The sequence below is a fragment of the Variovorax sp. dw_308 genome (genome assembly GCF_019207085.1).
Lineage (GTDB): Bacteria > Pseudomonadota > Gammaproteobacteria > Burkholderiales > Burkholderiaceae_C > Variovorax.
The window spans coordinates 38,927-64,464 of record NZ_JAATOM010000007.1; the positions used below are offsets into that span (position 1 = coordinate 38,927).

At 66.8% G+C, this 25,538-nt stretch carries 21 protein-coding genes and 1 riboswitch; of the genes, 5 read left to right on the forward strand and 16 right to left on the reverse strand.

All coding sequences use genetic code 11. From position 1 onward, the window contains the following. Positions 1–162: 162 nt before the first annotated feature. From HCU76_RS16055 to HCU76_RS16105, 11 genes are all read right to left on the reverse strand, one after another. On the reverse strand, positions 163–3,906 hold the full coding sequence (locus HCU76_RS16055; protein WP_218509965.1) for a molybdopterin cofactor-binding domain-containing protein: 3,744 nt from the start codon (positions 3,904–3,906) through the stop codon (positions 163–165). A 124-nt stretch (positions 3,907–4,030) separates the two neighbouring features. Then, positions 4,031–4,513, reverse strand: a complete 483-nt coding sequence (locus HCU76_RS16060; protein ID WP_218509966.1) for a (2Fe-2S)-binding protein — start codon at positions 4,511–4,513, stop codon at positions 4,031–4,033. A 10-nt stretch (positions 4,514–4,523) separates the two neighbouring features. Continuing rightward, positions 4,524–5,234 carry a bifunctional nicotinamidase/pyrazinamidase gene (gene pncA, locus HCU76_RS16065; RefSeq protein WP_213954549.1) on the reverse strand — a complete coding sequence of 237 codons (711 nt, stop codon included), beginning with the start codon at positions 5,232–5,234 and terminating at the stop codon, positions 4,524–4,526. Between the two features lie 51 nt (positions 5,235–5,285). Then, entirely contained in the window at positions 5,286–6,020 is a 735-nt protein-coding gene (locus HCU76_RS16070) for an ABC transporter ATP-binding protein (protein WP_213954550.1), read from the reverse strand. Positions 6,021–6,204: 184 nt separating this feature from the next. Beyond that, a complete protein-coding gene (locus tag HCU76_RS16075; protein ID WP_218509967.1) occupies positions 6,205–6,972 on the reverse strand; it encodes an ABC transporter ATP-binding protein in 768 nt (255 codons plus the stop codon). Further along, complete coding sequence (locus tag HCU76_RS16080; RefSeq protein ID WP_218509968.1) at positions 6,969–8,906, reverse strand: ABC transporter permease; 1,938 nt, start codon at positions 8,904–8,906, stop codon at positions 6,969–6,971. Before HCU76_RS16080 ends, HCU76_RS16075 begins: the two co-directional genes overlap by 4 nt. A gap of 58 nt (positions 8,907–8,964) precedes the next feature. Then, complete coding sequence (locus HCU76_RS16085; RefSeq protein ID WP_218509969.1) at positions 8,965–10,170, reverse strand: ABC transporter substrate-binding protein; 1,206 nt, start codon at positions 10,168–10,170, stop codon at positions 8,965–8,967. Positions 10,171–10,367: 197 nt separating this feature from the next. Next, positions 10,368–10,952, reverse strand: coding sequence for an amino acid synthesis family protein (locus tag HCU76_RS16090; protein ID WP_213954554.1), 585 nt, complete (start codon positions 10,950–10,952; stop codon positions 10,368–10,370). Between the two features lie 85 nt (positions 10,953–11,037). Further along, on the reverse strand, positions 11,038–11,679 hold the full coding sequence (locus HCU76_RS16095) for an amino acid synthesis family protein (protein WP_213954555.1): 642 nt from the start codon (positions 11,677–11,679) through the stop codon (positions 11,038–11,040). Between the two features lie 10 nt (positions 11,680–11,689). Beyond that, positions 11,690–12,598: a UPF0280 family protein gene (locus HCU76_RS16100; protein WP_218509970.1), complete on the reverse strand. Its 909-nt coding sequence runs from the start codon at positions 12,596–12,598 to the stop codon at positions 11,690–11,692. A gap of 11 nt (positions 12,599–12,609) precedes the next feature. Beyond that, positions 12,610–14,217: a 6-hydroxynicotinate reductase gene (locus HCU76_RS16105; RefSeq protein WP_218509971.1), complete on the reverse strand. Its 1,608-nt coding sequence runs from the start codon at positions 14,215–14,217 to the stop codon at positions 12,610–12,612. A 175-nt stretch (positions 14,218–14,392) separates the two neighbouring features. Between HCU76_RS16105 and HCU76_RS16110 the strand changes: the two genes are divergently transcribed. From HCU76_RS16110 to HCU76_RS16125, 4 genes are all read left to right on the forward strand, one after another. Continuing rightward, positions 14,393–15,166, forward strand: a complete 774-nt coding sequence (locus HCU76_RS16110) for a ferredoxin--NADP reductase (RefSeq protein ID WP_213954558.1) — start codon at positions 14,393–14,395, stop codon at positions 15,164–15,166. Positions 15,167–15,312: 146 nt separating this feature from the next. Continuing rightward, entirely contained in the window at positions 15,313–16,011 is a 699-nt protein-coding gene (locus tag HCU76_RS16115) for a TetR family transcriptional regulator (protein ID WP_218509972.1), read from the forward strand. A gap of 19 nt (positions 16,012–16,030) precedes the next feature. After that, a complete protein-coding gene (locus tag HCU76_RS16120; RefSeq protein ID WP_218509973.1) occupies positions 16,031–16,657 on the forward strand; it encodes a LysE family translocator in 627 nt (208 codons plus the stop codon). A gap of 43 nt (positions 16,658–16,700) precedes the next feature. Next, entirely contained in the window at positions 16,701–17,900 is a 1,200-nt protein-coding gene (locus HCU76_RS16125) for an amidohydrolase family protein (protein ID WP_218509974.1), read from the forward strand. Positions 17,901–17,948: 48 nt separating this feature from the next. On the opposite strand, the gene HCU76_RS16130 is transcribed toward HCU76_RS16125, so the two are convergent. From HCU76_RS16130 to HCU76_RS16150, 5 genes are all read right to left on the reverse strand, one after another. Beyond that, positions 17,949–18,341: a GtrA family protein gene (locus tag HCU76_RS16130; RefSeq protein ID WP_218509975.1), complete on the reverse strand. Its 393-nt coding sequence runs from the start codon at positions 18,339–18,341 to the stop codon at positions 17,949–17,951. Next, entirely contained in the window at positions 18,338–19,342 is a 1,005-nt protein-coding gene (locus HCU76_RS16135) for a glycosyltransferase family 2 protein (RefSeq protein WP_218509976.1), read from the reverse strand. Before HCU76_RS16135 ends, HCU76_RS16130 begins: the two co-directional genes overlap by 4 nt. Then, a complete protein-coding gene (locus HCU76_RS16140) occupies positions 19,339–21,009 on the reverse strand; it encodes a glycosyltransferase family 39 protein (protein ID WP_256354223.1) in 1,671 nt (556 codons plus the stop codon). The genes HCU76_RS16135 and HCU76_RS16140 overlap by 4 nt, the downstream gene beginning before the upstream one ends. A gap of 150 nt (positions 21,010–21,159) precedes the next feature. Further along, entirely contained in the window at positions 21,160–23,874 is a 2,715-nt protein-coding gene (gene metH / locus HCU76_RS16145) for a methionine synthase (RefSeq protein WP_256354244.1), read from the reverse strand. A gap of 55 nt (positions 23,875–23,929) precedes the next feature. Continuing rightward, positions 23,930–24,026, reverse strand: a riboswitch (S-adenosyl-L-homocysteine riboswitch). Positions 24,027–24,083: 57 nt separating this feature from the next. Further along, positions 24,084–24,524: a PACE efflux transporter gene (locus tag HCU76_RS16150; protein ID WP_218509978.1), complete on the reverse strand. Its 441-nt coding sequence runs from the start codon at positions 24,522–24,524 to the stop codon at positions 24,084–24,086. Between the two features lie 101 nt (positions 24,525–24,625). Between HCU76_RS16150 and HCU76_RS16155 the strand changes: the two genes are divergently transcribed. Beyond that, complete coding sequence (locus HCU76_RS16155; RefSeq protein WP_218509979.1) at positions 24,626–25,534, forward strand: LysR family transcriptional regulator; 909 nt, start codon at positions 24,626–24,628, stop codon at positions 25,532–25,534. Positions 25,535–25,538: the final 4 nt, after the last annotated feature.

Consider the following 25,538-nt stretch of genomic DNA (forward strand, 5'->3'; position numbering starts at 1 on the left):
CAGTCATCGGCTCGCTTGCGGAGACTCTGGACACGGCCCCATCAGGCGCTTCGCTACTTGCGAATCACCGCCGATCCATCCGGCTCGGTGCAACCTGCGCGGTAGACGCCGTAGACGTGGTGGGCAGCCTCTTGACCGCGACGGCCCGTTCGGCCCACGGACTCAACGTGCAGCGGTCTGCGCGGCATGCGCTTGTGCGGCACGCACCCGCGCAACCTGCGCCGGCAGATCGGCCCACGCCGGTTCCTGCGGCGCGAAGCGTGCGCGCGTGTAGGCGGCCAGCTCCGCAATCTGCCGGTCGTCGAGCGCCTCGCGAAACGCCGGCATGAAGCCGATGTCGCGCGATGCCGGCTCGCGCACGCCGTCGAGAATCGTTTGCAGCAGGTTGTCAGGCGAGGCGCTCGTGAGGTTGCTGTTGAGCGCGAGCGGCGTGTTGACGCCGAGCAGGGTCGGGCCGTTGCCGTCATGGTGGCAACTGGCGCAGGCGCTGTCGAACATGCGTTGCGCGGGGCCCAGCAGCAGGCCTTGGCGGCTGGCTGCGTTGGCAACGACCTGCCTTGCCTTCATGGCGGCGGCCGCTTCGGTCGATGCCGGGTTGAACGACGCGAGGTAGGTGGCCATGGCGCGGATGTCGGCATCCGGCACCGCGCCGAGTTCGCGCACCACCTCGGCCATCGGGCCGCCGGCGATGCCGTGCTGCGCGCTGTGCCCGTTGCGCAGGTAGCCGTACAGTGCATCGGCATTCCACGGCACCGCGGATGACGAGCGCGCGGTGAGCGAGGGCGCCTCCCAGTCGTCGACCATCGTGCCGGCAAGGTAGGCGTTGCCGCCCTGCTCCGCGCCGAGCGCGTTGCGCGGCGTGTGGCAGGCGCCGCAGTGGCCGAGTCCGTTGACCAGGTAGGCACCACGGTTCCATTCGGCGCTCTGCGTGGTCACGGGTTGATACGGCGTGGGGTCATGGAACATCGCGTTCCAGAAGCCCATGAGCGGGCGCACACTGAACGGGAACTTGAGTTCGGATGCCGGCGTTTCGTTGCGCACCGCGGGCTGCGACATGAAGTACGCATAGAGCGCGGTGAGGTCGTCGTCGCTGGTCTTCGCGAAGGCGGTGTAGGGGAAGGCCGGGTACAGGCGATGGCCGTCGCGCGAGATGCCTTCGCGCATGGCGCGCTGGAAGGCGCTGAAGGACCACTGGCCGATGCCCGTGTCAGGGTCCGGCGTGAGGTTGGTGCTGTAGAGCGTGCCGAAGGGCGTTTCCATCGCGCGGCCGCCGGTGTTGGGTTGCCCGCCGGGCGCGGTGTGGCATACGGCGCAGTCTCCGATGGACGCGAGGATGCGGCCGCGTTCGATGGTGGCTTCGGTGTAGACCGAGGCACTCAAGGCCACGGGCGCGATGGTGGAGCGCCAGCCGAACAGGGCGGCGATGGCGCCGATGCTGCCAAGGACAAAAGCCGTCGCCCAGGCGGTCTTGCTCCTTCTCCCTCCGGGAGAAGGCTGGGATGAGGGTGCGGCTGAGTCAGCGCTTGGCGACCGCTTGCCCTCACCCCTGCCCTCTCCCGGAGGGAGAGGGAGTAAATCCGGTGCACCTTGTCCTGGAGGGAGCGGATTCAACGCCGCCAGCACCACCTCCGGCGTGAACGGCGGCGAGCGGAAGCGCACGCCAGTAGCGTCGAAGATCGCATTGGCAATGGCCGCCGTCCCCGGCACTGACGACGACTCGCCTGCCCCCAACGCCGGCTCTCCGGGGCGCGGCATGTGGACGACATCGATCACCGGCACTTCGCGGAAGTTGATGATCGGGTAGCTGCCCCATTCGCGACTCGCCACCGTACCGGCGTTCGGCGTACCCTGCGGCGTGAACCACACCTTCTCCTTGAGCGCACGGCTGGTGGTCTGGATCACGTTGCCGTGGATCTGGTGTTCGACGCCGGCCGGATTGATGACCAGCCCGGCGTCATGCCCGACAACCACGCGGCGCACATGCACCTCGCCGGTCTTCTGGTTGACCTCGACATCGGCCACCCAAGCGGCCCATGCGGCGCCGAAGCCCGGCCACTTGCTGTGCATGTAGCGGGCATAGGCCACGCCCTGTCCGAAGAGGATGTCGCCACCGGCCCCAAGCCCGCCATCGGCGTTCCCCCGCGGCCCGGTGCGCATGCGCCAGCCGGCCCTTTGCGCGGTGGCGCGCAGCAGTTCGGCCGCGCGCGGATCGGGCAGGTGTCGCAGCCGGAATTCGACCGGGTCGATGCCCGATGCGGTCGCCAGTTCGTCGACGTAGGACTCGTGCGCGAACGAACTCGGCAGCGCCGACACACCGCGCAGCCACGATGCGCGCACGATCGGCGGCATGTCGTTGACCTTGACGCGCAGGTTCTCGTACGCATACGGCGGGCGCGCGGTGCGGTCGCCCATCTCGAAGGCCTGCGCGACCGGCTCGATGGTGCGCGTCAGCAGCAGCGCGAGCGTGGGCGCGCCGTTCGAGGGGTACGAGGTCTCGAAGTCGTAGGCGGCCACGCTGCCATCCGCCGCCAGCCCGCCGTTGACCTGCATGAGTTGCGCGGCGCCCTTGGGCTCCCACACGTGCTCCTGCTCGCGCGTGAGCTGCACCCGCACCGGCGCATGGACCGCGCGCGAGAGCAGCGCGGCATCGGCCGCCACATCGTCGGCACCATTGCGGCCGTAGCAGCCGGCCGCTTCCATGCGGATGACTTCGATGGCGACATCGGGCTGGCCGGTGAGTCGCGCGAGATCGGCGCGCAGCACGTGCGGGTTCTGCGTGCCGGCCCAGACGGTCAGTACCGGGCCGCCATGCGCATGCGGCGAAGCGTCGCCGCGCCAATCCGCCAACGCGCACGACGGGCCGATCGACGCATGCATCTGGTACGGCCACACGTAGGTGCGCGGCATCGGCTGGGCCGCGCCGGCGAGCGCGCCTTCGACATCGCCCTCGTCGACCAGCAGGCGCTGCGTCGACGGATTCGCACGCAGGGCGCCTTCGAGGTCATCCAGCGAAGGCAGGCCCGGCCACGCCTTCCATGTCACGCGCAGTTCGCGCAGCGCCTGCTCTGCATGTTCCTCGCGCTCAGCCACGACGCCGACGAAATCGCGGATGACGACGACGGCGCGAATGCCGGGGATGTGCGCGATCGACGACTCGTCGACCGATTCCAGCGTATTGCCGATGAAGTCGCCGTGGTCCGCGCCGGCATACGGCGGCCGCACGACGCGACCGTGCAGCATGCCGGGCACCCTCATGTCGTGCACGAACACGGTGTCGCCCGCGAGCTTGGCCGGGATGTCGACGCGCGGCACGCGGGTGCCGACCAGGCGGTAGTCGGCTACCGGCTTGAACCGGATCTCGCCTTCGAGCATCTGCACGCTGCGCTGGCCTTGCAGCAACTCGGCGAAGCTGCGGCCCACCGTGGCATCGGCGCGCGCATGCACTCGGCCTTCGGTCACGGTGAGTTCGGCCTCCTGGATGCCGAGCCATTCCGAGGCCTGCGCGATGAGCCAGTGGCGTGCCTGCGCAGCCGCCATGCGCAGCGGCGCGGCATGGATCTGGATGGAGGCGCTGGCAATGGTGGCGCCCTGATTGGGAGCGCGCGAGGTGTCGCCGAGCACCATCTTCAAGCGCGCCAGCGGCAGGTCGAGTTCCTCGCACACGATCTGCGCGAGCGAGGTCTGCAAGCCGGTGCCGAGGTCGACGTGGCCGTTGAGCGCGGTGGCGCTGCCGTCGTCCCAGAGTGCCAGCAGGATCTCGGGGCCTTCGGCGGGATTGCCCGGCACGCCGGGGGGCTGGCCCGGCGCCGGTGCGGGCGGGGGCGGGGTGTCGCGCACGATGACGAGGGCGCCATCGGCCTGGAGGAAATCCGCGCGGGTGCGGGGCTGGTCGGCGCGGCGTGTCACTCCCTCTCCCTTCGGGAGAGGGCTGGGGTGAGGGTTTGCGGCGGTGGCATGGGCCGCGCTTCTTCGACCGCTGCGGCCCTCCCCTTGGCCCTCTCCCCGAGGGGAGGGGGGATAAATCCGGCGCTCATGATTTGGCGCTCATCAGCACGGCGGCGCGCCGCACGGCATCGAGGATCTCGACGTGCGTGCCGCAACGGCACAGGTTGCCCGACAGCTCGGCGCGGATGCGTTCCTCGCTCGGCTGCGGATCGCGTGCCAGCAGGGCCGCGGCCTGCATCACCATCCCGTTGAGGCAGTAGCCGCACTGCGCGGCCTGCGCATCCTCAAAGGCCTGCTGGACCGGATGCCAGTCGCCGCGTGAGCCCAATCCTTCGAGCGTGGTGATGGCGCGCCCGGCCACGCCATGCGCCGGGATCACGCAAGCGCGCGCCGCCACGCCATCGACCCAGACGGTGCAGGCACCGCACTGGCCCAGGCCGCAGCCGTACTTGGGTCCGTTGATTCCGAGGTCGTTGCGCAGCATGTGAAGCAACGACGCCTCGCGCGACACGCCGGGCAGCTCGACATCGCGTCCATTGACCGTGCATGCGAGCCCGCTGCTTCTCATGCGTCCGTCGTCAGGCGATGTCGGAGGACTGGATGCGCTTGACGCCCTTGGCCGTCATCTGCTTCCACGCTGCGGCCAGCGAGCCGTTGAGGTCGATGCCGCGTGTCGCGTCCTCGATCACGTAGACCTCGAAGCCGGCCTTGCGCGCGTCCATCGCGGTCCAGGCCACGCAGAAGTCGGTCGCCAGGCCGGTCACGAAGATGGTCTTGATGCCTCGCCCCTTGAGGTAGCCCGCCAGCCCGGTCGCGGTCTTGTGGTCGGCTTCCTCGAAGGCCGAGTAGCTGTCCATGTCCTTGTGGAAGCCCTTGCGGATGATGAGCTGCGCGGTGGGCAGCGCGAGCTCCTTGCCGAGGCCGGCGTCGTCCGTGCCCTGCACGCAATGGTCCGGCCACAGCACCTGCGTGCCGTACTTGAGCTTCGTGGTCTCGAAGGGCTTCTTGCCCGGATAGGTGCTGGCGAAGGACGCATGGCCTGCCGTGTGCCAGTCCTGCGTGACGACGATGTTGTCGAAGGCCGGTGCGAGCTTGTTGATGACCGGAATCACCTCGTTGCCGCCCTTCACCGCGAGCGTGCCGCCGTCGAGAAAACAGTTCTGTACGTCGACCACGATCAATGCGGAATTGCCGGCCGGCTTGACCTTGGCGGCCGCCCAGACGAGTTGCGGTGCGATCGCGGCCAGCCCGAGTGCGGCGCCGGCGTGGAGGATGGTTCTGCGTTGCATGGTGGTCGCTCCTGTGACGGTTGAGGAAACTTCTTCGGTCAAACGCTGATGTCAAACGCTGAGGTAAGCGCGGCGCACTTCGTCGTTCGCCGCAAGTTCGTCCATCGAGGCCTGGTAGCGGATCTGGCCTTTCTCGAGCACATAGGCACGGTCCGACACCAGTTCCGCGAAGTGCATGTTCTGCTCCGACAGCAAGATGCTCACGCCCTGCGCCTTGAGTTCCAGGATCATGTGCGCCATCTGCTCGACGATCACAGGCGCCACGCCTTCCGACGGTTCATCGAGCAGCACGAGATATGGATTGCCCATCAGCGTGCGCGCCACGGTCAGCATCTGCTGCTCGCCGCCGCTCATGCGCCCGCCCGGGCGGTTCGGCATCTCGCCGAGATTGGGGAACAGCTTGAACAGCCGCTCCGGCGTCCACACCGGTGCGACGGAGCCGTCGGCCCAGCGGCGCTCGGGCTGCTTGCCGACTTCGAGGTTCTCCATCACCGTGAGATCGGTGAACACGCGCCGGTCTTCCGGCACGAAGCCGAGTCCCAGCCGCGCCGCCACATGCGGCTCGCGCTTCGAGATGTCATGGCCCAGGAAGCTCACCGCGCCACGCCGCTTGGGCAGCATGCCGATGATGGCCTTGAGCGTGGTCGACTTGCCCGCGCCGTTGCGCCCCATGAGCGCGACCACCTCGCCGCGCCGCACTTCAAGGTCCACGTCGTAGAGGATCTGCGCGGCGCCGTACCAGGCGCACAGCGCCTTGGTAGTGAGCAGGGTTTCCGGGGTGCTCATGAGGTTTCCTGAATGCGGACTTGACCGTACGCGAAGGGCGCGAAGATACGCGAAGGACGCGAAAGAAGACAAAAAAATTCTTTGCGGTTCTCTGTTCTTCCTTGGACCTCTTTTCCTCTTTGGTTTTCTTTCGCGTCCTTCGCGAAACCTTCGCGTCCTCTGCGTACGGTTCCCGATCCCGTATTCATACCGCCTCCGCCTTCTCAAAGGTCTTTCCAGTGCCGAAGTACACCTCCTGCACCTTCGGATGGTCGCGGATTTCCAGCGGCTTGCCCTGCGCGATGAGACGACCGCGCGCCAGCACGATCATGCGGTCGGCATAGGCGAACACGACGTCCATGCTGTGCTCGGTGAACAGCACCGCCAGGCCGCGCTGGATCACGAGCTCCTTGGTCAGCGCCATCAATGAATTGCGCTCCTTCGGCGCCATGCCAGCCGTGGGTTCGTCCATGAGCAGCAGCTTGGGCGAATTGGCCATCGCGATGGCAAGCTCGACCCGCTTCACGTCGCCATACGCGAGTTCGCTGCAAGGCCGGTCGGCCTGCGCCTTCATGCCGACCTGGTCGAGCAGCGCCAGCGCCTCGTCGCGCTTGTGGTCCGCCGCACGGCGCCACATCGCATAGAGCTTGCCGTCGTGCGACAGCAAGGCCATCTGCACGTTCTCGGCCACGGTCAGCGAGGCGAAGGTCTCTGCGATCTGGAAGGTGCGGCCCACGCCGAGCTTCCAGATCGCGCGCGGCTTCTGACCGACCAGTTCATGCCCGTCGAACTTGATCGAGCCCTGGTCCGCACGGAGCTGTCCATTGACCATGTTGAAGGTCGTCGACTTGCCCGCGCCGTTCGGGCCGATCAGCGCCAGCAGTTCACCCGCCGCGAGGTCGAAGCTGATGCCATCCACGGCCTTCACGCCGCCGAAGGACTTGCCGAGGTTGTTGACTTGAAGCAGCGTCATGTGGATTGGCTCCCGCTCGCGCCCGCTGTGGACGGTGGCGCCACAGACTTGCGCCCCCCGGTGGCCCGTTCGAACAACTGCTTCGCGAAGCCCGCGATGCCCTGCGGGAAAAGCAGCACCAGGATCAGGATGATCGCGCCCAGCATCGCGCGCCAGTAGTCCGTGTTGCGCGCCACCGTGTCATGCAACCAGCTGAACGTGACCGCGCCCACCACCGGCCCGGCCAAGGTCTGCACGCCGCCGAGCAGCACCATCACCAGGCCGTCGACCGACTTGTCCACGCTGAGCGTCTCCGGCGAAATGCTGCCCTTGGAGAACGCGAAGAGCGCACCCGCCAGGCCCGCCGCCGTGCCCGCGATGACGAAGGCCGTCCACTGCATGCGCTTCACGTCGATGCCGATGGCGTCGGCGCGCAGCACCGAGTCGCGCCCCGCGCGCAGCGCATAGCCGAAGGGCGAGAACAGCACGCGGCGCAGCAGGAGGATGCCGGCCGCCACGAGCACCAAAGTGAGCCAGTAGTAGGCCCGCTTGTCCGACAGCCATTCCGACGGCCACACGCCCGTCAGGCCGTTGCTGCCGCCGGTGAACGCATCCCACTGGTAGACGATGGCCCAGGTGATCTGCGCGAAGGCCAGCGTGAGCATCGCGAGGTACACGCCCGACAGCCGCACCGCGAACCAGCCATAGACGAAGGCGCCGATGGCCGCGACCAGCGGCGCGACGACCAGCGCCAGCTCCATCGGCATGCCGCTCGACTTCACGAGCAGCGCCGCGCCGTAGGCACCGAGGCCGAAGTACGCCGCATGGCCGAACGAATGCATGCCTGCCGGCCCCATGATGAAGTGCAGGCTGGCGGCGAAGAGCGCGGCCACCAGCAGGTCGATCATCAGCACCGTGGTGTAGGGCGAATCGGCCGTGACCAGCGGCAGCGCCATCAGCGCGATGCCGAAGGCGGCCATCGCCCACGCATAGCCCTTGCTCGCGCGGCGCAACGGCTCCTCCGCCATGCCCACATAGCGGCTCGGCGCCTGCGGCCGGCCGAACAGGCCCCACGGACGCCACACCAGCACGATCGCCATCACGACGAAGTCGGCCACCAGCGTGAGCTTGGAGAAGGACACGTCGTAACCCAGGATGTTGACCACCCCGAGCCAGATGCAGACCGCCTTGATTTCCGAAAGCAGCAGGGCCGCCGCATAGGCGCCCGGGATCGAGCCCATGCCGCCCACCACCACCACCACGAAGGCCGCGCCGATGGTGTTGAGGTCCAGCACCAGCGTCGCCGGCTCGCGCGGCAGTTGCAGCGCGCCGCCGAGCCCCGCGAGCGTCGCGCCCAGTGCGAACACCGCCGTGAACAGCCACGCCTGGTTGATGCCCAGCGCGCTCACCATCTCGCGGTCCTGCGTGGCCGCGCGCACCAGCGTGCCCCAGCGCGTGCGGGTCAGCAGCAGCCACAGCAGGCCGAGCACCACCGGCCCGACCACGATCAGGAACAGGTCGTAGGTCGGGAACTGCCGTCCCAGGATCTCGATCGAGCCCTTGAAGCCCGGCGCGCGCGGCCCGAGCAATTCATCGGGCCCCCAGAGGTACAGCACCACATCCTTGATGACCAGCACCAGCGCGAAGGTCGCGAGCAGCTGGAACAGCTCGGGCGACTTGTAGATGCGGCGCAGCAGCACCATCTCGATCAGCGCGCCCAGCACGCCGACCGCCAGCGCCGCCAGCACCACGCCGGGCCAGTAGCCGACGCCGCCGCCGAGCCGGTCGACGATGGTGTACGCCAGGTACACGCCGAGCATGAAGAACGAGCCGTGCGCGAAGTTGACGATGCGCGTGACGCCGAAGATCAGCGACAGCCCCGCCCCCACGAGAAACAGCGAGGAAGCCGAGGACAGCCCGGTGAGGAATTGCAGCAGCAGCGACGAGAGACTCATCCGGACTTCCCTTGAGACGGCTAACGATCAGGTCAGACGCGAGGCGTGCGGCCTCGGCTTAGTTGGCGGCGCGAGCCTTCTTGATCTCGGCCGCCGGCGGCTGGAACTTGGCACCGTCAAGGTACACGTAGTCCACCATCACGCCCTTGCCGTTCTCGTTCTTCGTCTTGCCGACGAAGGCGCCCATGGTCGATTGGTGGTCTTCGGCGCGGTAGGTGATTCGGCCGAACGGCGTGTCGACAGGCAGCCCCTTGAAGGCTTCGACCAGCTTGGCCGAATCGGTGCTCTTCGCCTTCGCGATGCCGGCCGCGACCGACTTGATCATGCTGTAGCCGACGACCGAGCCGAGGCGCGGATAGTCCTTGTACTTCTCGTGATAGGCCAGGAAGAAGGCCTTGTGCTCGGGCGTCTGGATGCCGTACCACGGGTAGCCGGTCACGATCCAGCCGTTGGGCGAATCGTCCTTCAGCGGGTCGAGGTACTCGGGCTCGCCGGTGAGCACGCTGACGACGGCGCGGTCCTTGAACAGGCCGCGCGTGTTGCCCTCGCGCACGAACTTCGACAGGTCCGCGCCGAACAGCACGTTGAAGATCGCATCGGGCTTGGCATCGGCCAGCGCCTGCGCCACCGCGCCCGCATCGACCTTGCCCAGCGGCGGCGCCTGTTCGGCGACGAACTCGACGTCGGGCTGCGCGGCCTTCAGCAGGTTCTTGAACGCGGCCACGGCCGACTGGCCGTATTCGTAGTTGGGGTACACGATGGCCCAGCGCTTCTTCTTCAGCTTGACCGCCTCGGGCACCAGCATCGCGGCCTGCATGTAGGTGCCGGGGCGCAGGCGGTAGGTGTAGTCGTTGCCGCCCTGCCAGGTCATCTTGTCGGTGAGCGGTTCGCCGGCCAGGAAGAAGATCTTCTTCTGCTTGGCGAAGTCGGCCACGGCCAGGCCGGTGTTCGACAGGAAGGTGCCGGTCAGCACGTCGATCTTCTCGCGCGCCACCAGTTCCTCGGCCACGCGCACGGCGTCGCCGGGGTTGGCGTTGTCGTCGCGCGTGATGAGCTCGACCTTCTTGCCGTCGATGCCGCCCTTGGCATTGATTTCCTCGACCGCCAGTTCCATGCCCTTCTTGTAGGGATCGAGGAAGGCGGGCTGCGCCTTGTAGCTATTGACCTCGCCGATCTTGATGACGCCCTGCGCATGCGCGGGAACGAGGGCGGTGGCCAGCGTCGCGATCGCCGCGGCGGTGAAGGTGTGGCGCAGGGGGTTCATGGAAAGCTCCTTAGGGAATGGAAAGATCTTGAATTCGGACTTGACCGTACGCGAAGGTCGCGAAGATACGCAAAGGACGCGAAAGAAGACAAAGAAAACCCTGAAGATCTTTTCGGTTTTCTTTCGCGTCCTTCGCGAAACCTTCGCGTCCTCTGCGTCCGGATGTCCGCATCTGTATTTGCAGCATTTGACGCGCCTCAGCGCAAGCCATCCTGGCCCTTGATCTCAGACACCTGCAATCCGCCGATGCGCGGCAGCGGGCGGCCGCTGTCGGTGACGGCGACGGCGACGACGATCTCGTTGGCGCGCGGCGCATCGGACACGCGGGCCTCGACCGCATCGAAGTGGCTGCGCACGAACGCAGCGTCCTTGTGGCCGAGCGGTACGTCGATGGCGGTGCCCAGCGTGCCGCGCTTCTTGCTCGACGGCACGAGTGCGGCGCCCTTCTCGACGGCCACGCGCAACGGTGCGCCGAGCTTGGGGTGCAGGATGGCGGCGGCGTGTTCCAGCTCGCCGGCCTCGCCGACGATCGCGGCCTTGCCGTAGCTCTGCGCCTCGCCCGGCGCGATGCCGAGCGCCTTCACGCACTTCTCGCCAAGCAGCGCACCCAGCTCCTCGCCGATGGCAATCAGCTCGTCGAGGTTTTCGGAATAGCGTCCCGCGTAGGGGTTGTCGATCACGGCGATGGCAACGGCACGGCGCGTCGGCGGCTCGATGGCCTTGCCCATCTCGATGCGGGTCTCGTCCACCTGAACGACGAGCTTGCGAATATTGGCTGGCATGTCTGTCCTTACTCTTTCATGTCTTCTTTTGCGACTTCTGCGAAACCTTTGCGACTTCTGCGTTCGGCTGCCCGGATTCGGAGGTTCAACGCAATCCATCCCACTTGCTGATGTTCTCCGCCAGCAGCCCACCGACACGCGCGTGGACGCGATAGCCCGTCGTCATCGCGAGGATGAACACGATCTCGTCGGCCGCCGGCGCGCCGGGCACGCGCACTTCGATCGCGTCGAACTGGCCGCGCACATAGCTTGCATTGATGTTGGTGAGCGGCACGTCGAGCGTGGCGCCGGGCGCCCCGACCTTCTTGGTCGAGGGCACGATCGACAGCGCGTTGCCGGGCTGCCCAGTCTTCTCCTCGACCTTGCCCGCACGGTAGGCGGCGCGATCGCCCTTCCATCCGAGCAGTTCGCGCATCGCGTAGCCGCCCGGCACATGCCACAGCGCGCCGTGTTCCAGTTCGCCGGCGGCGCCGACGATCGCGCCCTTGCCGTAGGTGGCGATCTGCTCGACGCTCACGTCCATTGCGGCCAGCAGCTTGTGCGCCATCTCGACGCCCACCGGGTCGAGCAGGGTCATCATCGGCAGGATGTCGGGCTCGTAGCGGCCGGCGAACGGATTGGTCAGCACGGCACCGATGGCGCCACGCACCAAAGGCGTGTCGGCGCGCGGGCCGAACTCGTGGTGGATCTGCTCGACCTGGGTGAAGACGCGGCGGATTTCGATCATGCGGATTTCATTAAGCAAATACTGAACCAACTGCCATCGCCGGCGCCGATTCAGGCGCTGCGGCAATGGAGCATAAGGGCTCGACGACACGGTGCTGGTTCTGGCAAACCAGCACGGCCGAGAAGATGAGGCCGGCGCGTTGCAGCTCGCGTGCACGTGCCACGCCCGCATCGAGTGCGCGGCGCACCTGCGCGGGCGGCAGGGTGTCCACGCCGACCGTCACCGGGATGTCGCCGAGATCGCTGTCGTCCTTGCATTCGCTGGCCGGCCGGCGATGGATGCCGGCATCGTCGACGTTCACGGCGTTGCCGATGATGGTGGCCGCTGCATCGGCCTGTGCGGCGGTCGCGGCGAGCACCGTCGCGCTGTCGGCGATGCCAAGGGAAAAGCTGCGCCCACGCCAGCCGCTGGTGGCCACGCCACGAACCGGCATGTCGGCCGTGATGTCGAAGTGGCCGTCGACGTCGATGCGGCCCGCGTCGCGCGGATCGAAGCGCGCGATGTCGGCGAACAGCCCGACACGCGCCGACTGTCCTGACGCGAGATGCAATGCAATGTCGCCTCCGTTGTTGAGCCATGCGCGCTCGATGCCGGGGCGTTGATAGAAGGAAATCAGCTCCTGCGCAACCGAGCCGGCCACGGCCGCCATCGGCGTGATGAAGCCTGCACGAAACGGTTCGCACGCACGCCACATCCGGCATGCCGCGACGCCCTTCACCGCGCAGTGCGCACCAACAGGCTGACGCAATGCCGGCAACTCGCCCACGAGTTCGCCCAGCACCGTGCCGAAGCGCTGCCATGCCGCCTCGTGCGCCTCGGCGACGACGTCAGGGGCGCCATGCGCCTCGGCCACGATGTCGATCGGGCCATGGCTCCAGTGCCAACGGTGGTTGTCGAGCGCGACGCGCTGTGCGTTCATGGCGACCCCGCCTAACCCAGCATCGGCGGCTGGCCCAATGGCCACGGATTGGCCACATCGACGGCCTGCCACTGCCGTGCCAACGGCGCCCCATCGTCCTGCCACGCACCCCGCGCCAAGGCCTGCTCCAACGGGAACACATGGCCCGTATGCCCGCCGAGCGCCGCATAGTCATCCAGCCGCATGCTGAACTCGATCGGCGCGACGATGGCCGGCGTGGGCACGGTGCCGAAGCTGTTGTCCGGCATGCGCATCACATCCACCATCACGGTGATGCCACCGCCCGGCCACACATAGGCCGGTGCGCCGCCGCAGGTCACGTTGACCAGCGCCTTCTTGATCGCTCGTGTGAGCAACACGGGGTTTTCGCTGACCCCCGCACGCAGGCTGCCGCCGGCGCCTCCGAGGAACAGCACGGTGCACAGCGAAGGCTCGCAGTTCTCGCCGATGCGCTCGACGATGCGGCGCACTTCGGGCGGCATCGGCTGCTCGATCGGCTTGAGCTCGTCGTCGAGCACATACCACTGCGCATGCTCGCCGGTGGTCGATGTCATCAGCAGGCGCAGGCCGGGCTTCGCGACGCCCTCTTCCCAGCCTTCGATGATCGACAGCGGATCGGCGATGTCGGTGCCGCCCCATCCATCGCCCGGGTTCGCCACCTGGAAATAGCGCCCCGGCGTGGACTTGCGCCCGCGCATCTCGATGCCCGACTTCGGCATGTCGAGGCAGCGCCCGGCCTGGTGCTCCGTCAGCACGCCCGTGATGTGGTCGTCCACCACCACCACCTCGTCCGCCACGCCCGCGAACTGCCGAGCGAAGATGCCCACCGCCGCCGAGCCGCAGCCCACGCGCATGCGGTGCTCTTCCACGCCATTGACGATGGGCGCCTTGCCCGCCTGCACGACCAGGCTGGCGCCGCCGTCGATGGTGATGTCCACCGGCTTCTTGTTCCCGAGCAGTTGCATCAGCTCAGCCGTCATGCGGCCTTCCTTCTTGCTGCCGCCGGTGAGGTGGTGCACGCCGCCGAGCGACAGCATCTGCGAGCCGTATTCGGCGGTCGTCACATGGCCCACCACCTCGCCCTTGTAGCGAACGTTGGCCTGCTCCGCGCCGAGGAAGCGGTCGGTGTCGATCTTGATCTTGAAACTGCAATAGCTGAAGATGCCTTCGGTGACCACCGTCACCATGTCGACGCCGTTCGCCTTCGAGCCGACGATGAAGGGCGCGGGCTTGTAGTCCGGATAGGTGGTCGACGATCCCACGCCGGTCACGAACACCTCGTCGGCCAGCAGCAGGTCGCCGTTCCAGTCCGGCTCGCTATCGGCCGGCGCTTCGGCCGCAGGACGCACGAAGGGCACCAGTTCGCCCGTTCCACCCGTTACCGCGCGGCGCAGCAGCACCACCGGATCCACCCGCACCAGCGTCCCGGCGCGGTTGGCATAGCGGTCGCACGCCCCGGTGCGGCCTTCGGAGATCTGGCACAGCACCGGGCAGGCGTTGCACTCGACCTTGGCCGTGCTCATCTTCTCGTTGCGCAGGGGTGCCCGCTCGGGGATGCCGGCGCTGATCACCGGCATGTCCATGCCGGGAAGCCCGTCAGTCTTTGTGTGTTCGGTCATCGTGGAAAATCGCTGGTTTCACCGGCACGGCCCGCGACGGGTGGTGCTTGTGATCGTCTTGCTCTTTGTGTAGCATTCACTCCAATTTGATGTTGTGAACGCTACATCAAACCAATGTAGCAAACGCGACGCCAATGTGCAACGGCGTTTTTACCGAACCAACCTCAAGCCAGCCATGAGCGCCTTCAGCGAAGAAACCGTCCTCACCGTCCATCACTGGACCGACCGCCTGTTCACGTTCACCTGCACGCGCGACCCGGCGCTGCGGTTCTCGAACGGCCACTTCACGATGATCGGCCTGCGCGTCAACAACAAGCCGCTGCTGCGCGCCTACAGCATCGTCAGCGCCAACTACGAGGAGCACCTCGAGTTCCTCAGCATCAAGGTCGAGGAAGGCCCGCTGACGTCGAAGCTGCAGCACATCCAGCCCGGCGACAAGATCATCGTCGGCCGCAAGCCCACCGGCACGCTGCTGATCGACTACTGCCTGCCCGCCAAGCGGCTCTACCTGCTGGGCACCGGCACCGGGCTCGCACCGTTCATGAGCGTGATCCGCGACCCGGAGACGTACGAGAAGTTCGAGCAGGTCATCCTGGTGCACGGCGTGCGCGAGGTCGACGAACTGGCGTACCACGACCTGGTGGTCGACCACTTGCCGGCGCATGAATTCCTGGGCGACCTGGTCAAGAAGCAGCTCCTCTACTACCCGACCGTGACGCGCGAGGACTTCCGCAACATGGGCCGCATCACGGAGCTGATCGAGAGCAACAAGATGACCGACGACCTCGGCCTGCCGCCGATCAACGTCGCCGAAGACCGAGTGATGCTCTGCGGCAGCCCGGGCATGCTGACCGACCTGAAGCACATGCTCGAATCGCGCGGCTTCAAGGAAGGCAACACGTCGACGCCGGGCGACTTCGTGGTCGAACGGGCCTTCGCGGAGAAATAAGGAATACGGGCAGCCGAACGCAGAAGGAAGACAAAAACTTCGCAGAAGTCGCAAAAGGACTTCCAGATTTCTTTCTGAATTCTTTTGCGTCCTTCGCGAAACCTTCGCGTCCTCTGCGTCCGGACCCCGTATTCATCGACCCATCCATGACCAAGGCCTCCAGCACCGTCAACAGCGCCCCGCGCCGAGGCACCGGCGTGCGTGACGCTGCTGCCCAGGCCACGCGCAAGGCCATCCTCAGGGCCGCCACCAAGGTCTTCGCGAAGTACGGCTACGACGGCGGCAGCGTCGAGAAGATCTCGAAGGCGGCCAAGTCGTACGACCGCATGATCTACTACTACTTCGGCAGCAAGGAAGGCCTGTTCATCGCGGTGCTCGAAGGCATCTACCGCGAGATGGACGAGGCCGAGAGCGCGATCCGGCTCGACGCCGACCGGCCCGTCGAAACGCTCACCGAGGTGATCCGTTTCGTGCACGGCTACTACCGCAAAAACCCCGAGTTCGTCACGCTGCTCAACACCGAGAACCTGCACAAGGGCCGGCACATCGCAAAGTCGTTGCGCGCCGGCGAATACTCGTCGCATGCGATCGCCGTGATCCACGAGGTGCTGGCCAGCGGCATTGCGAAGGGCATCTTCCGCGGCGACGTCGCGGCACGCGAGGTGTACCTGCTGATCGCATCGACCGGCTACTTCTATATGTCGAACCGGCACACGCTGACGGCCTTCCTCGGCGAGCCGCTGGAGACGGCGGAAGCGGTCAAGCGCTGGGAAGACTTCGCGGTCGAGACCGTGTTGCGCGCGGTCAGCGCCGGCACCTCCATCGCTTCCACGGCGCACGCCTGACGACCACCAAGGAGTCCTTATGCCCATCGAACTCTGGCTCGCTTTCGTTGCCGCATCGGCGGTGCTGCTGGTGATTCCGGGCCCGACGATCCTCACGGTCATCAGCTACTCGATGGCCCATGGCCGCCGCGCCAACGTGCCGCTGGTCGCGGCCGTCGCGCTGGGCGACTCGACGGCGCTGGTGTTGTCGTTGCTCGGCCTGGGCGCGTTGCTGTCGGCCTCGGCCTTCTGGTTCACGGTGATCAAGGGGGCCGGCGGCCTGTACCTGCTGTACCTCGGCATCAAGATGCTGCGCGCGGGGGTCTCCTCCGCCGAGATGGTTGCGCCGGCCGCGCCGCATTCGCGCTGGCGCCTGTTCGCCAACACCTGGCTGGTCACCGCGCTGAATCCGAAGGGCATCATCTTCTTCGTCGCCTTCCTGCCGCAGTTCATCAGCCCGGCGCGGCCTGTGGGACAACAGATGTGGGTGCTGGCAATCACCTTCGTCGCGATGGCCACGCTCAACGCCACCTTGTATGCGGTGTTCGCGGCGTCGGCGCGCAAGCTGCTCGCTTCGCCACGGGCGCAACGGCGCTTCAACTTGGCGGGCGGCTCGCTGCTCTCCGGGGCGGGCATCTGGGCGCTGCTTGCGAAGCGGCCGGCGTAGGCGACAGACAAGAACGAGATTCACAACCCACGAGGACAGTCCCATGGCAGAAGCAGTTGCAGGCGCGAAATCCGGCAAGGTCGTCATCCAGAACATCGGGCTGCTGCTCTCGGGCGACATCGACAAGCCCATCCTCGACGCCGACACCATCGTCGTGAACGACGGCGTCATCGTCGCGGTCGGCAAGCTCAAGGATTGCGACGTCGAGGGCGCGAAGACCGTCATCGACTGCAAGAAGACCTGCGTCGCGCCCGGCCTCATCGACAGCCACGTGCACCCGGTGTTCGGCGACTGGACGCCGCGCCAGGGCCAGATCGGCTGGATCGATTCGACGATGAACGGCGGCGTGACCACGATGATCTCGGCCGGCGAGGTGCACCTGCCCGGCCGGCCCAAGGACATCGTCGGCCTGAAGGCGCTGGCCATCACCGCGCAACGCGCCTTCGACAACTTCCGCCCCGGCGGCGTGAAGGTGCTGGCCGGCGCGCCGGTGATCGAGAAAGGCATGGTCGAGAGCGACTTCAGGGAACTGGCGGAGGCCGGCGTGGGGCTGCTGGGCGAAGTGGGCCTGGGCTCGGTCAAGGCCGGCTACGAGGCGAAGGAGATGGTTGCCTGGGCGCGCAAGTACGGCATCCAGAGCACGATCCACACGGGCGGCCCGTCGATCCCGGGCTCGGGCCTGATCGACAAGGACGTGGTGCTCGAAGCCGACGCCGACATCATCGGCCACATCAACGGCGGCCACACCTCGCTGCCGGAGGCGCATGTGTGCGAGCTCTGCGAGAAGTCGTCACGCGCGATCGAGATCGTGCACAACGGCAATGAGAGGGTGGCCATCGCCGCCGCCAAGGCGGCGCTGGAACTCAAGTGCCCGCACCGCGTGATCCTCGGCACCGACGGGCCGGCCGGCTCGGGCGTTCAGCCGCTCGGCATCCTGCGCATGGTGGCGATGCTGTCGTCGATCGCGAACATCCCGGCGGAGTTGGTGTTCTGCTTCGCGACCGGCAACACGGCGCGCATCCGCAAACTCAACTGCGGGCTGATCGAGGTCGGCCGCGATGCCGATTTCGTCTTCATGGACCGCGCGCAGCATTCGCCCGCGGCCGGCCTGCTCGAGAGCGTGCAGCTCGGCGACATCCCGGGCGTGGGCATGGTGATGATCGATGGCATCGTGCGCTGCGAGCGGAGTCGCAATACGCCGCCTGCCACTGAGATCCCAGTGGTCGTCTCAGGGGCTCACTGAATACGGACATCCGTACGCAGAGGACGCGAAGGTTCCGCATTCAATGCGCTACCGGTGCGCCTTGAACACCAGATACCGTGCCGACAGGAAGTTGACCGTGAGCCCCGACAAGCTGCCCAGCGCCACACCCAGCGCCGCCACCCACACGCCCTCCAGCCAATGCAGGGTCAGCACATACACCGTGTAGTTGACCGCCGCGCCGCCCAGCATCGCCATGAGGTAGCCCAAGTACTCACGCAACAGGGACGCGTGCCGCGCGGCATCCGCGAAGGCGTAGTTGCGGTTCACCAGCCATGTCGTCGTCGCCGCCGCAAGGAAGGACAGCACGCGCGCCGCATACCAGCCGAACAGCGGCGCCAGCACGTACAGCACCACCACGTCGACCACCAGCCCCAGTACGCCCGCGACGACGAACCACGCAAAGCTGCGCGCCCCTTTCATGGGCGGCGAACCGGGTCGCGTGCGTTGCCTTGCGCGACCGACAGCACGCCGGGGATGACCAGGTAGCGCAGCCGCTTGGCCTCCTGCCGGCCCACGGTCACGGTGTTCAGCACGATGCCGCACACCAGCGACAGCATCGCGCCCAGCATGATGCCGGTGACCAGCACGGCGGTGGGCAGCCGTGGCACCAGGCCGGTCTCCAGGTAAGTGAGCACCAACGGCTCGACCAGCACCAGCGACAGCAGGAACAAGGTCGTGGCCACGAGGGAGAAGAAATCCAGCGGCCGCTCGCTGATGAACAGCCGCGTGATGGTGCGCATGATGCGCCAGCCGTCTCGGTAGGTGGACAGCTTGCTTTCCGACCCCTCCGGCCGCGCGAGGTAGCGGCAGGGCATCTCGGCATAGGGCATGCGCAATTCCAGCGCGTGCACGGTCAGTTCGGTCTCGATCTCGAAGCCCTTGGCCAGCGCCGGGAAGGACTTGGCATAGCGGCGCGAGAACACGCGGTAGCCCGAGAGCATGTCGGTGAAACCGCTGCCGAAGAGCCACGCGACCGAGCCGGTCAGCACCCGGTTGCCGAAGCGATGGCCGCGCCGGTAGGTCTGCCCTTCCTGCGGGTCCTCCACGCGGGTGCCCACGACCATGTCGAGGTTGCCGGCCACCAGCATGTCGACCATCTGCCGCACGTTGCCCAGGTCGTAGGTGGCGTCGCCGTCGACCATCACGTACACGTCGGCCTCGACGTCGGCGAACATCCGCCGCGCCACGTTGCCCTTGCCGCGCAGGGCCACGTGCGTGACGTGAGCGCCCGCCTCCGTCGCAACCGTTGCCGTGTCGTCGCTGGAGTTGTTGTCGAAGACGTGGATCTCGGCCTCGGGAAGCAGCGCGCGGAAGTCGGCCACGACCTTTCCGATCGCCAGCGCCTCGTTGTAGCAAGGGATGACGGCGGCCACACGAAGTGCAGGCAATGCAGCAGGCTTGCTGGCGGAAGACTCGGTCATGGCTCGATGGGAAGGATGCGGTAGGCCCTGACGCCGTCCTTTTCGAGGATCAGGCGGAAGTAGCGGTCGAAATCGGGTTGGGTGTGAATGTAAGGCGCAAGCGCCGTCTTGATGACGATGCTGCCGAAATCCTGCGCACGCAGTTTGCGCGCCAGTTGGGCCGGCGGCAGCATGATGAAGTCGGCATAGCGCCAGGGCCCGAACACGTCGCCATACATCAGGTCCGGCCCGAAGTAGAGCGAATCGTTCAGCATGACCTGGTAGGTCTTGCCTTCGACCGGATGCTCGCGCAGATGGTGCAGCACCTCGTAGCCCGCGATATGGCGCTTGAAGAAGGCCTCGCGGCTTTCAGGCGTGGGCGAGATCTCGCGGATGTTGCGCGCGGAGTGATAGACGCAGGCAGCGCCCAGCAGCAGGATGGCCACGACCCCGATCGCCTTGCCCAGCGTGGTCTCTCGCCGGGTCGGCGGCAGGCTGGCAACGTCCGTAGCGCCCGCGCCGCGCTTACGCCAGGCATTGAGGATCCAGAGGCCAAGCTGATGCCAGCCCACCGCCGCCATCAACGCGATCAACGGCAGCGCCGGCGTGAGGTAGCGCGGGTAGCGCGAGGTCACGGCCCACACCAGCAGCGACCAGCCGCAGAACAACATGGCGCCACGCGCGGCGCGCGATCGCCGCACCACCTCGCCGAAGGGCGCGAGCAGAACCGCCCACAACACGCCATTGGGCGGGTTCGAATGGTTCTCCTGCACGTCGACGAGCTGATGCTGGTAGTCGGCCTCGTTCCAGTTGGTGAAGCCGAAGAGATGCGCGCCCAGGGGATTGAAGGGGTCGCCCGTCATCAGCGCGTTGCGCGCGTACCAGTAGATGCACGGCAGCAGGAAGCAGCCGATGGCCAGCAGCCACACCTGCGGCCGGCGCTCGCGCACCAGCACGATCAGCCCCACCAGCGGCAGGAAGGTCAGCGACTGGTACTTGGAGCCGGCCGCCAGACCGAGGAAGAAGGCGCAGAGCGCGAGCCAGCGCACCCCGCGGTCCGGCGCCTCGGCATCGTCGAAATTGCGCCACCACCACCACAGCGCGACGAAGGCCACCAGCACGAACAGCGACACGGCCATGTCGATGTAGGCGTTGTCGTACTGGCCCATGAACAGCCAGATCGCGGCGCCCATGCAGGCGACGACCCGGCTCGCATGCATCACCCCCAGCCGGTAGATCACCAGCACCGACAGCCAGCCCGCCAGCGCATGCACCAGGTGCGGGAACACGTCGTCATAGACCTGCAACACGGCCGCGTAGAGCAGGTCGTAGTTGTACGGGAACCAGGGATAGCGCAGCCAGTCGTAGACGCCCAGCCGCCCGCTTTCCGCGACCTGCCGCGCATAGGGCAGGTGGTACATGATTTCGTCGTAGGTCACCGGCGGCGCGAGCGGCGCCAACAGCGTGGGCACCAGCGCGAGGAGGAGCCCGACCAGTGCGTAGCGGTCCACCCACGTGACCACGGGCGGCGCGGCAAAGGTCTGCCTGCGCCATCCGCGCCACTGCAAGAGGGCAGCGATCACCCCGGCCGCGACAAGTCCCAGCACCGGCGCCCGCTGCAATGCGCCCACCAGCCCGAGCGCCTGCATCGCCACCACGAAGAGGCCCAGGCCCAGCGAGGTCGCCATGCCCCATTCGAGCCAGCGATCACGCTGCGCCGGTTCAGCCGGGCGTGCAAGGACGGCCTGGCCCAGGCCCCAGCAGGCCGCGACGATGACGGCGAGCGCAGCGTAGTGCGTCGCCGCGAATATCAGCTTCTGAATGTCGGTTCCCCCGCGTCAGAGATTGGGCGCCAGCAGGCGCTCCAGGTCGGCCTCGCTGGCCTGGCGCCGCTGCGCCTGGTCCACCAGCTGGTCATGGCCGATCTTGCCGACATTGAAATAGGTTGCGTCCGGGTGCGCAAGGTAGAAGCCGCTCACGCTGGCGGCCGGCAGCATCGCCAGGCTCTCGGTCACGCGCATGCCGATGTCGTTGCAATGCAGCAGGTCGAACATCGGGCCCTTCACGCTGTGGTCGGGGCAGGCCGGGTAGCCGGGCGCGGGACGGATGCCGCGGTACTTCTCGTGGATCATGTCCTCGTTGCTCAGCGACTCCTGCGGCGCATAGCCCCAGAGGTCGGTGCGCACGCGGTGGTGCATCGCCTCTGCGAAGGCCTCGGCCAGGCGGTCGGCCAGCGCCTTGAGCATGATGGCCGAGTAGTCGTCGAGGTCGTCGATGAAGTACTTCTCCTTCTTCTCGACGCCTAGCCCCGCCGTCACGGCGAACATGCCGACGTAGTCCTTGATGCCGCTGTCCTTCGGCGCGACGAAGTCGGCCAGGCAGCGGCTCGGGCGCATCACGCCGTCGATGATGTGCTTCTCGGTCTGCTGGCGCATGCCGTACCAGGCGAGTGCGGTCTCGGTGCGCGATTCATCCGTGTAGAGCACGATGTCGTCGTCGTTCACCGTGTTGGCCGGCCAGAAGCCGACCACGCCGCTCGCCGTGAGCCAGCGGCCTTCGATGAGGCGTTGCAGCATGCGCTTGGCATCGGCATACACGCGCACCGCCTCGGTGCCGACCACTTCATCCTTGAGGATCGCGGGGAACGGGCCGGCCAGGTCCCAGGTCTGGAAGAACGGGCCCCAGTCGATGTACTTCGCCAGTTCGGTCAGGTCGAAGTTCTTGAAGACGCGGCGGCCGATGAACTTGGGCACCGTGGGCTTGAACGCCGACCAGTCGACGGGCGTCTTGTTGGCGCGCGCCTTGGGCAGCGGCCACAACGGCACCTGCTTCTTGTTGGCATGCTGGTGGCGCACCTTGTCGTAGTCGGCATTCACCTCGTCGATGTACTTGCCGGCCTGATCCGAGAGCAACGATTGCGCCACGCTCACGCTGCGCGAGGCATCGGGCACGTAGACCACCGGGCCTTCATAGTGCGGTGCGATCTTCACCGCCGTGTGCACGCGGCTGGTGGTGGCACCGCCGATCATCAGCGGGATCTTCCTGATGCGGAAGTGGTCGTCCTTCTGCATCTCGCCGGCAACGTACTGCATCTCCTCGAGGCTTGGCGTGATGAGGCCGGAGAGCCCCACGATGTCCGCGCCCTCGACCTTGGCACGCGCCAGGATCTCGTGGCACGGGACCATCACGCCCATGTTCACGACTTCGAAGTTGTTGCACTGGAGCACGACCGTGACGATGTTCTTGCCGATGTCGTGCACGTCGCCCTTCACCGTGGCGATGATGATCTTGCCCTTGGTGCGCACGTCGCGTCCTGCGGCTTCGTCGCGCTTCTTCTCTTCCTCGATGTAGGGGATGAGGTGGGCCACGGCCTGCTTCATCACGCGGGCCGACTTCACCACTTGCGGCAGGAACATCTTGCCCTGGCCGAACAGGTCACCCACGATGTTCATGCCGTCCATCAGGGGGCCTTCGATGACGTGCAGCGGGCGGCCGCCCCTGGCGACGATGGCTTGATAGGCCTCTTCGGTGTCCTCGACGATGAAGTCGGTGATGCCGTGCACCAGCGCGTGGCTCAGGCGTTGGCCCACCGTCTGGGGCGCCTCGGGCGTGCCGCGCCATTCGAGCTTCTTGCTCTCATCCTTGGCGCCGCTTCTGGCGGTCTCGGCCACTTCGACCAGGCGCTCGCCGGCATCGGGGCGGCGATTCAGGATCACGTCTTCCACGCGCTCGCGCAGCGTCGGCTCCAGGTCGTCGTACACGCCGACCATGCCGGCGTTGACGATGCCCATGTCCATGCCGGCCTTGATCGCGTGGTACAGGAACACCGTGTGGATGGCTTCCCGCACCGGGTCGTTGCCACGGAATGAAAAGCTCACGTTCGACACACCGCCCGACACCTTCGCGCCCGGCAGGTTCTGCTTGATCCAGCGCGTCGCCTCGATGAAATCGACCGCGTAGTTGTTGTGCTCCTCGATGCCCGTGGCCACAGCGAAGATGTTCGGGTCGAAGATGATGTCCTCAGGCGGAAAGCCGATCTCGTCGACGAGGATGCGGTAGGCCCGCTCGCAGATCTCGGTCTTGCGCTCGTACGTGTCCGCCTGGCCCTTCTCGTCGAAGGCCATGACCACCGCCGCGGCGCCGTAGCGGCGCAGGAGCTTGGCATGGTGCTTGAACTGCTCCACGCCCTCCTTCATCGAAATCGAGTTGACGATGCCTTTGCCCTGGATGCAGCGCAGGCCGGCCTCGATCACTTCCCACTTGGAGCTGTCCACCATGATCGGCACGCGCGCGATGTCGGGCTCGCTGGCGATCAGGTTGAGGAAGCGCACCATCGCGGCCTTGCTGTCGAGCATGGCCTCGTCCATGTTGATGTCGATCACCTGCGCGCCGTTCTCGACTTGCTGGCGCGCCACGGCCAATGCATCCTCGAACTGGCCGTTCAGGATCATCCGCGCGAAGGCCTTGGAGCCGGTGACGTTGGTGCGCTCGCCGATGTTGACGAAGAGCGAGCCCTCGCCGATAGCGACCGGCTCGAGGCCGGACAGCAGCATGGGGGAAACGTGATCGGTTGTCTGGGGCATGGCACTCACCTGTGTGAATCGGGTCAGCAGGTGAGCGTCGTTGCGGAAAGACCTGGAGAAGTCCCAAGCCTGACATGCCCGGCGTGCATGGCGCCGGGGATGTTGCAACGCTCCTTGGGAGCCGGGGATTTTAAGCGCTATGCCCCCACGTCTGTCGCGCCACCCTCAAGACGAAAGGCTCAGGCCGCCTGGGCCTTGCCGCCCATCGCCGAGGCCGGCAAGCCGAAGACGCGGTCGAAGCCCCAGTTGAAGGCGAAGGTGTAGACGAGGAAGTAGGCCGACAGCGCCAGGTCCATCACGAGCGCCTGCCAGAGCGTCACGTCGAGCCACCAGGCCACCAGCGGCGCCAGCAGCGCGATCAGGCCGCCTTCGAAGCCGATGGCATGGACGATGCGCCGCTTGAGGCTGCGGCCGTGCGTCAGCTGGCGCGATTCCCAGGCCTCGAAGCCCAGGGTGTAGAAGAAGTTCCAGGCCAAGGCCACAGCCGACATGCTCACCGCCAACGGGCCCGAATGCGACAGCTGCTGACCCGACATCAGCGACAGGCCCACGCTGGAGCACAGGATCGCGAGGCCCTCGTAGAGGCTGAGGTAGACGACTTTGCGCTGGATGCCTTGCATGATGGAACTGCCACTTGGATTCGTTGGGATGGGGGCAACTTTATGACCATCTTTCTGATATAAAAAGTCATCTTCTTTCAGTTTCATTGATAGATCGACCCATGGCCTTCGCCAGCGAAACCGTCGAACTCTTCCTGGCCGTGCTGGACCAAGGCTCGTTTTCAGCGGCCGCGCGTTCGCTGGGCAGGGTGCCTTCGGCCGTCAGCATGGCCGTTGCACAGCTCGAGGCCGAACTTGATCTACAACTGTTCGACCGCGCCGGCCGCGAGCCCAAGCCGACGGCAGCCGCCCGTTCGCTGGAGCCGCAGGCGCGGCTGCTTTCGGCGCTGCTGAAGGCCTTGCAAGTGCAGGCGCTGGGCCTGACCCAGGGCCTGGAAAACCGGCTGACGCTGGCGATCGCGCCAGAACTCCTCTCCGCGCCCTGGAGCGCACCGCTGGCCGCATTGGCGCAGGAACACCCGCTGCTCGAAGTCGAGGTGCTGGCGGCGCCGCAAGCCGATGCGCTGGCGATGCTGCACACCGGCCGCGCCCAGCTCGCGCTGGTATTCGAGCGCCCCAGCATCGACGGGCGCGAGGGCTTCCAGGAAGTCGCGAGCGAGGTGCTGGTCGCGGTGATCGCACCCACGCATCCGGTCTACGTCGCGGCCGGCAGCCGCCTGGGCGAGCAGCACCTGATCAATACGCGGCAGGTGGTGGTCGCCGGCCGCGACCTCGCATCGCGTGACCCGCGATTCGTGTTCGCGCGCCACACCTGGCGCAGCGACAACGCGCTGGCCGCGCTGAGCCTGATCACGGCGGGCGTCGGCTGGGGCTGGCTGCCGCGCAGCTTCGTGCAGCCGCATGTGGCGACCGGCGCGCTGGTCGAGATCGTTTTCGACAACCTGTCGAACGGGCTCGACCTGTGGGTCGACGTGGTGTGGTCGCGCGAGCGGCCGCTGGGGCTGGGTGCTCAGCGCTTCATCCAGCTTGTTCAACGCGCCGACAAAGGTGCGCTCAAGGCAAAAGGCTGATCCC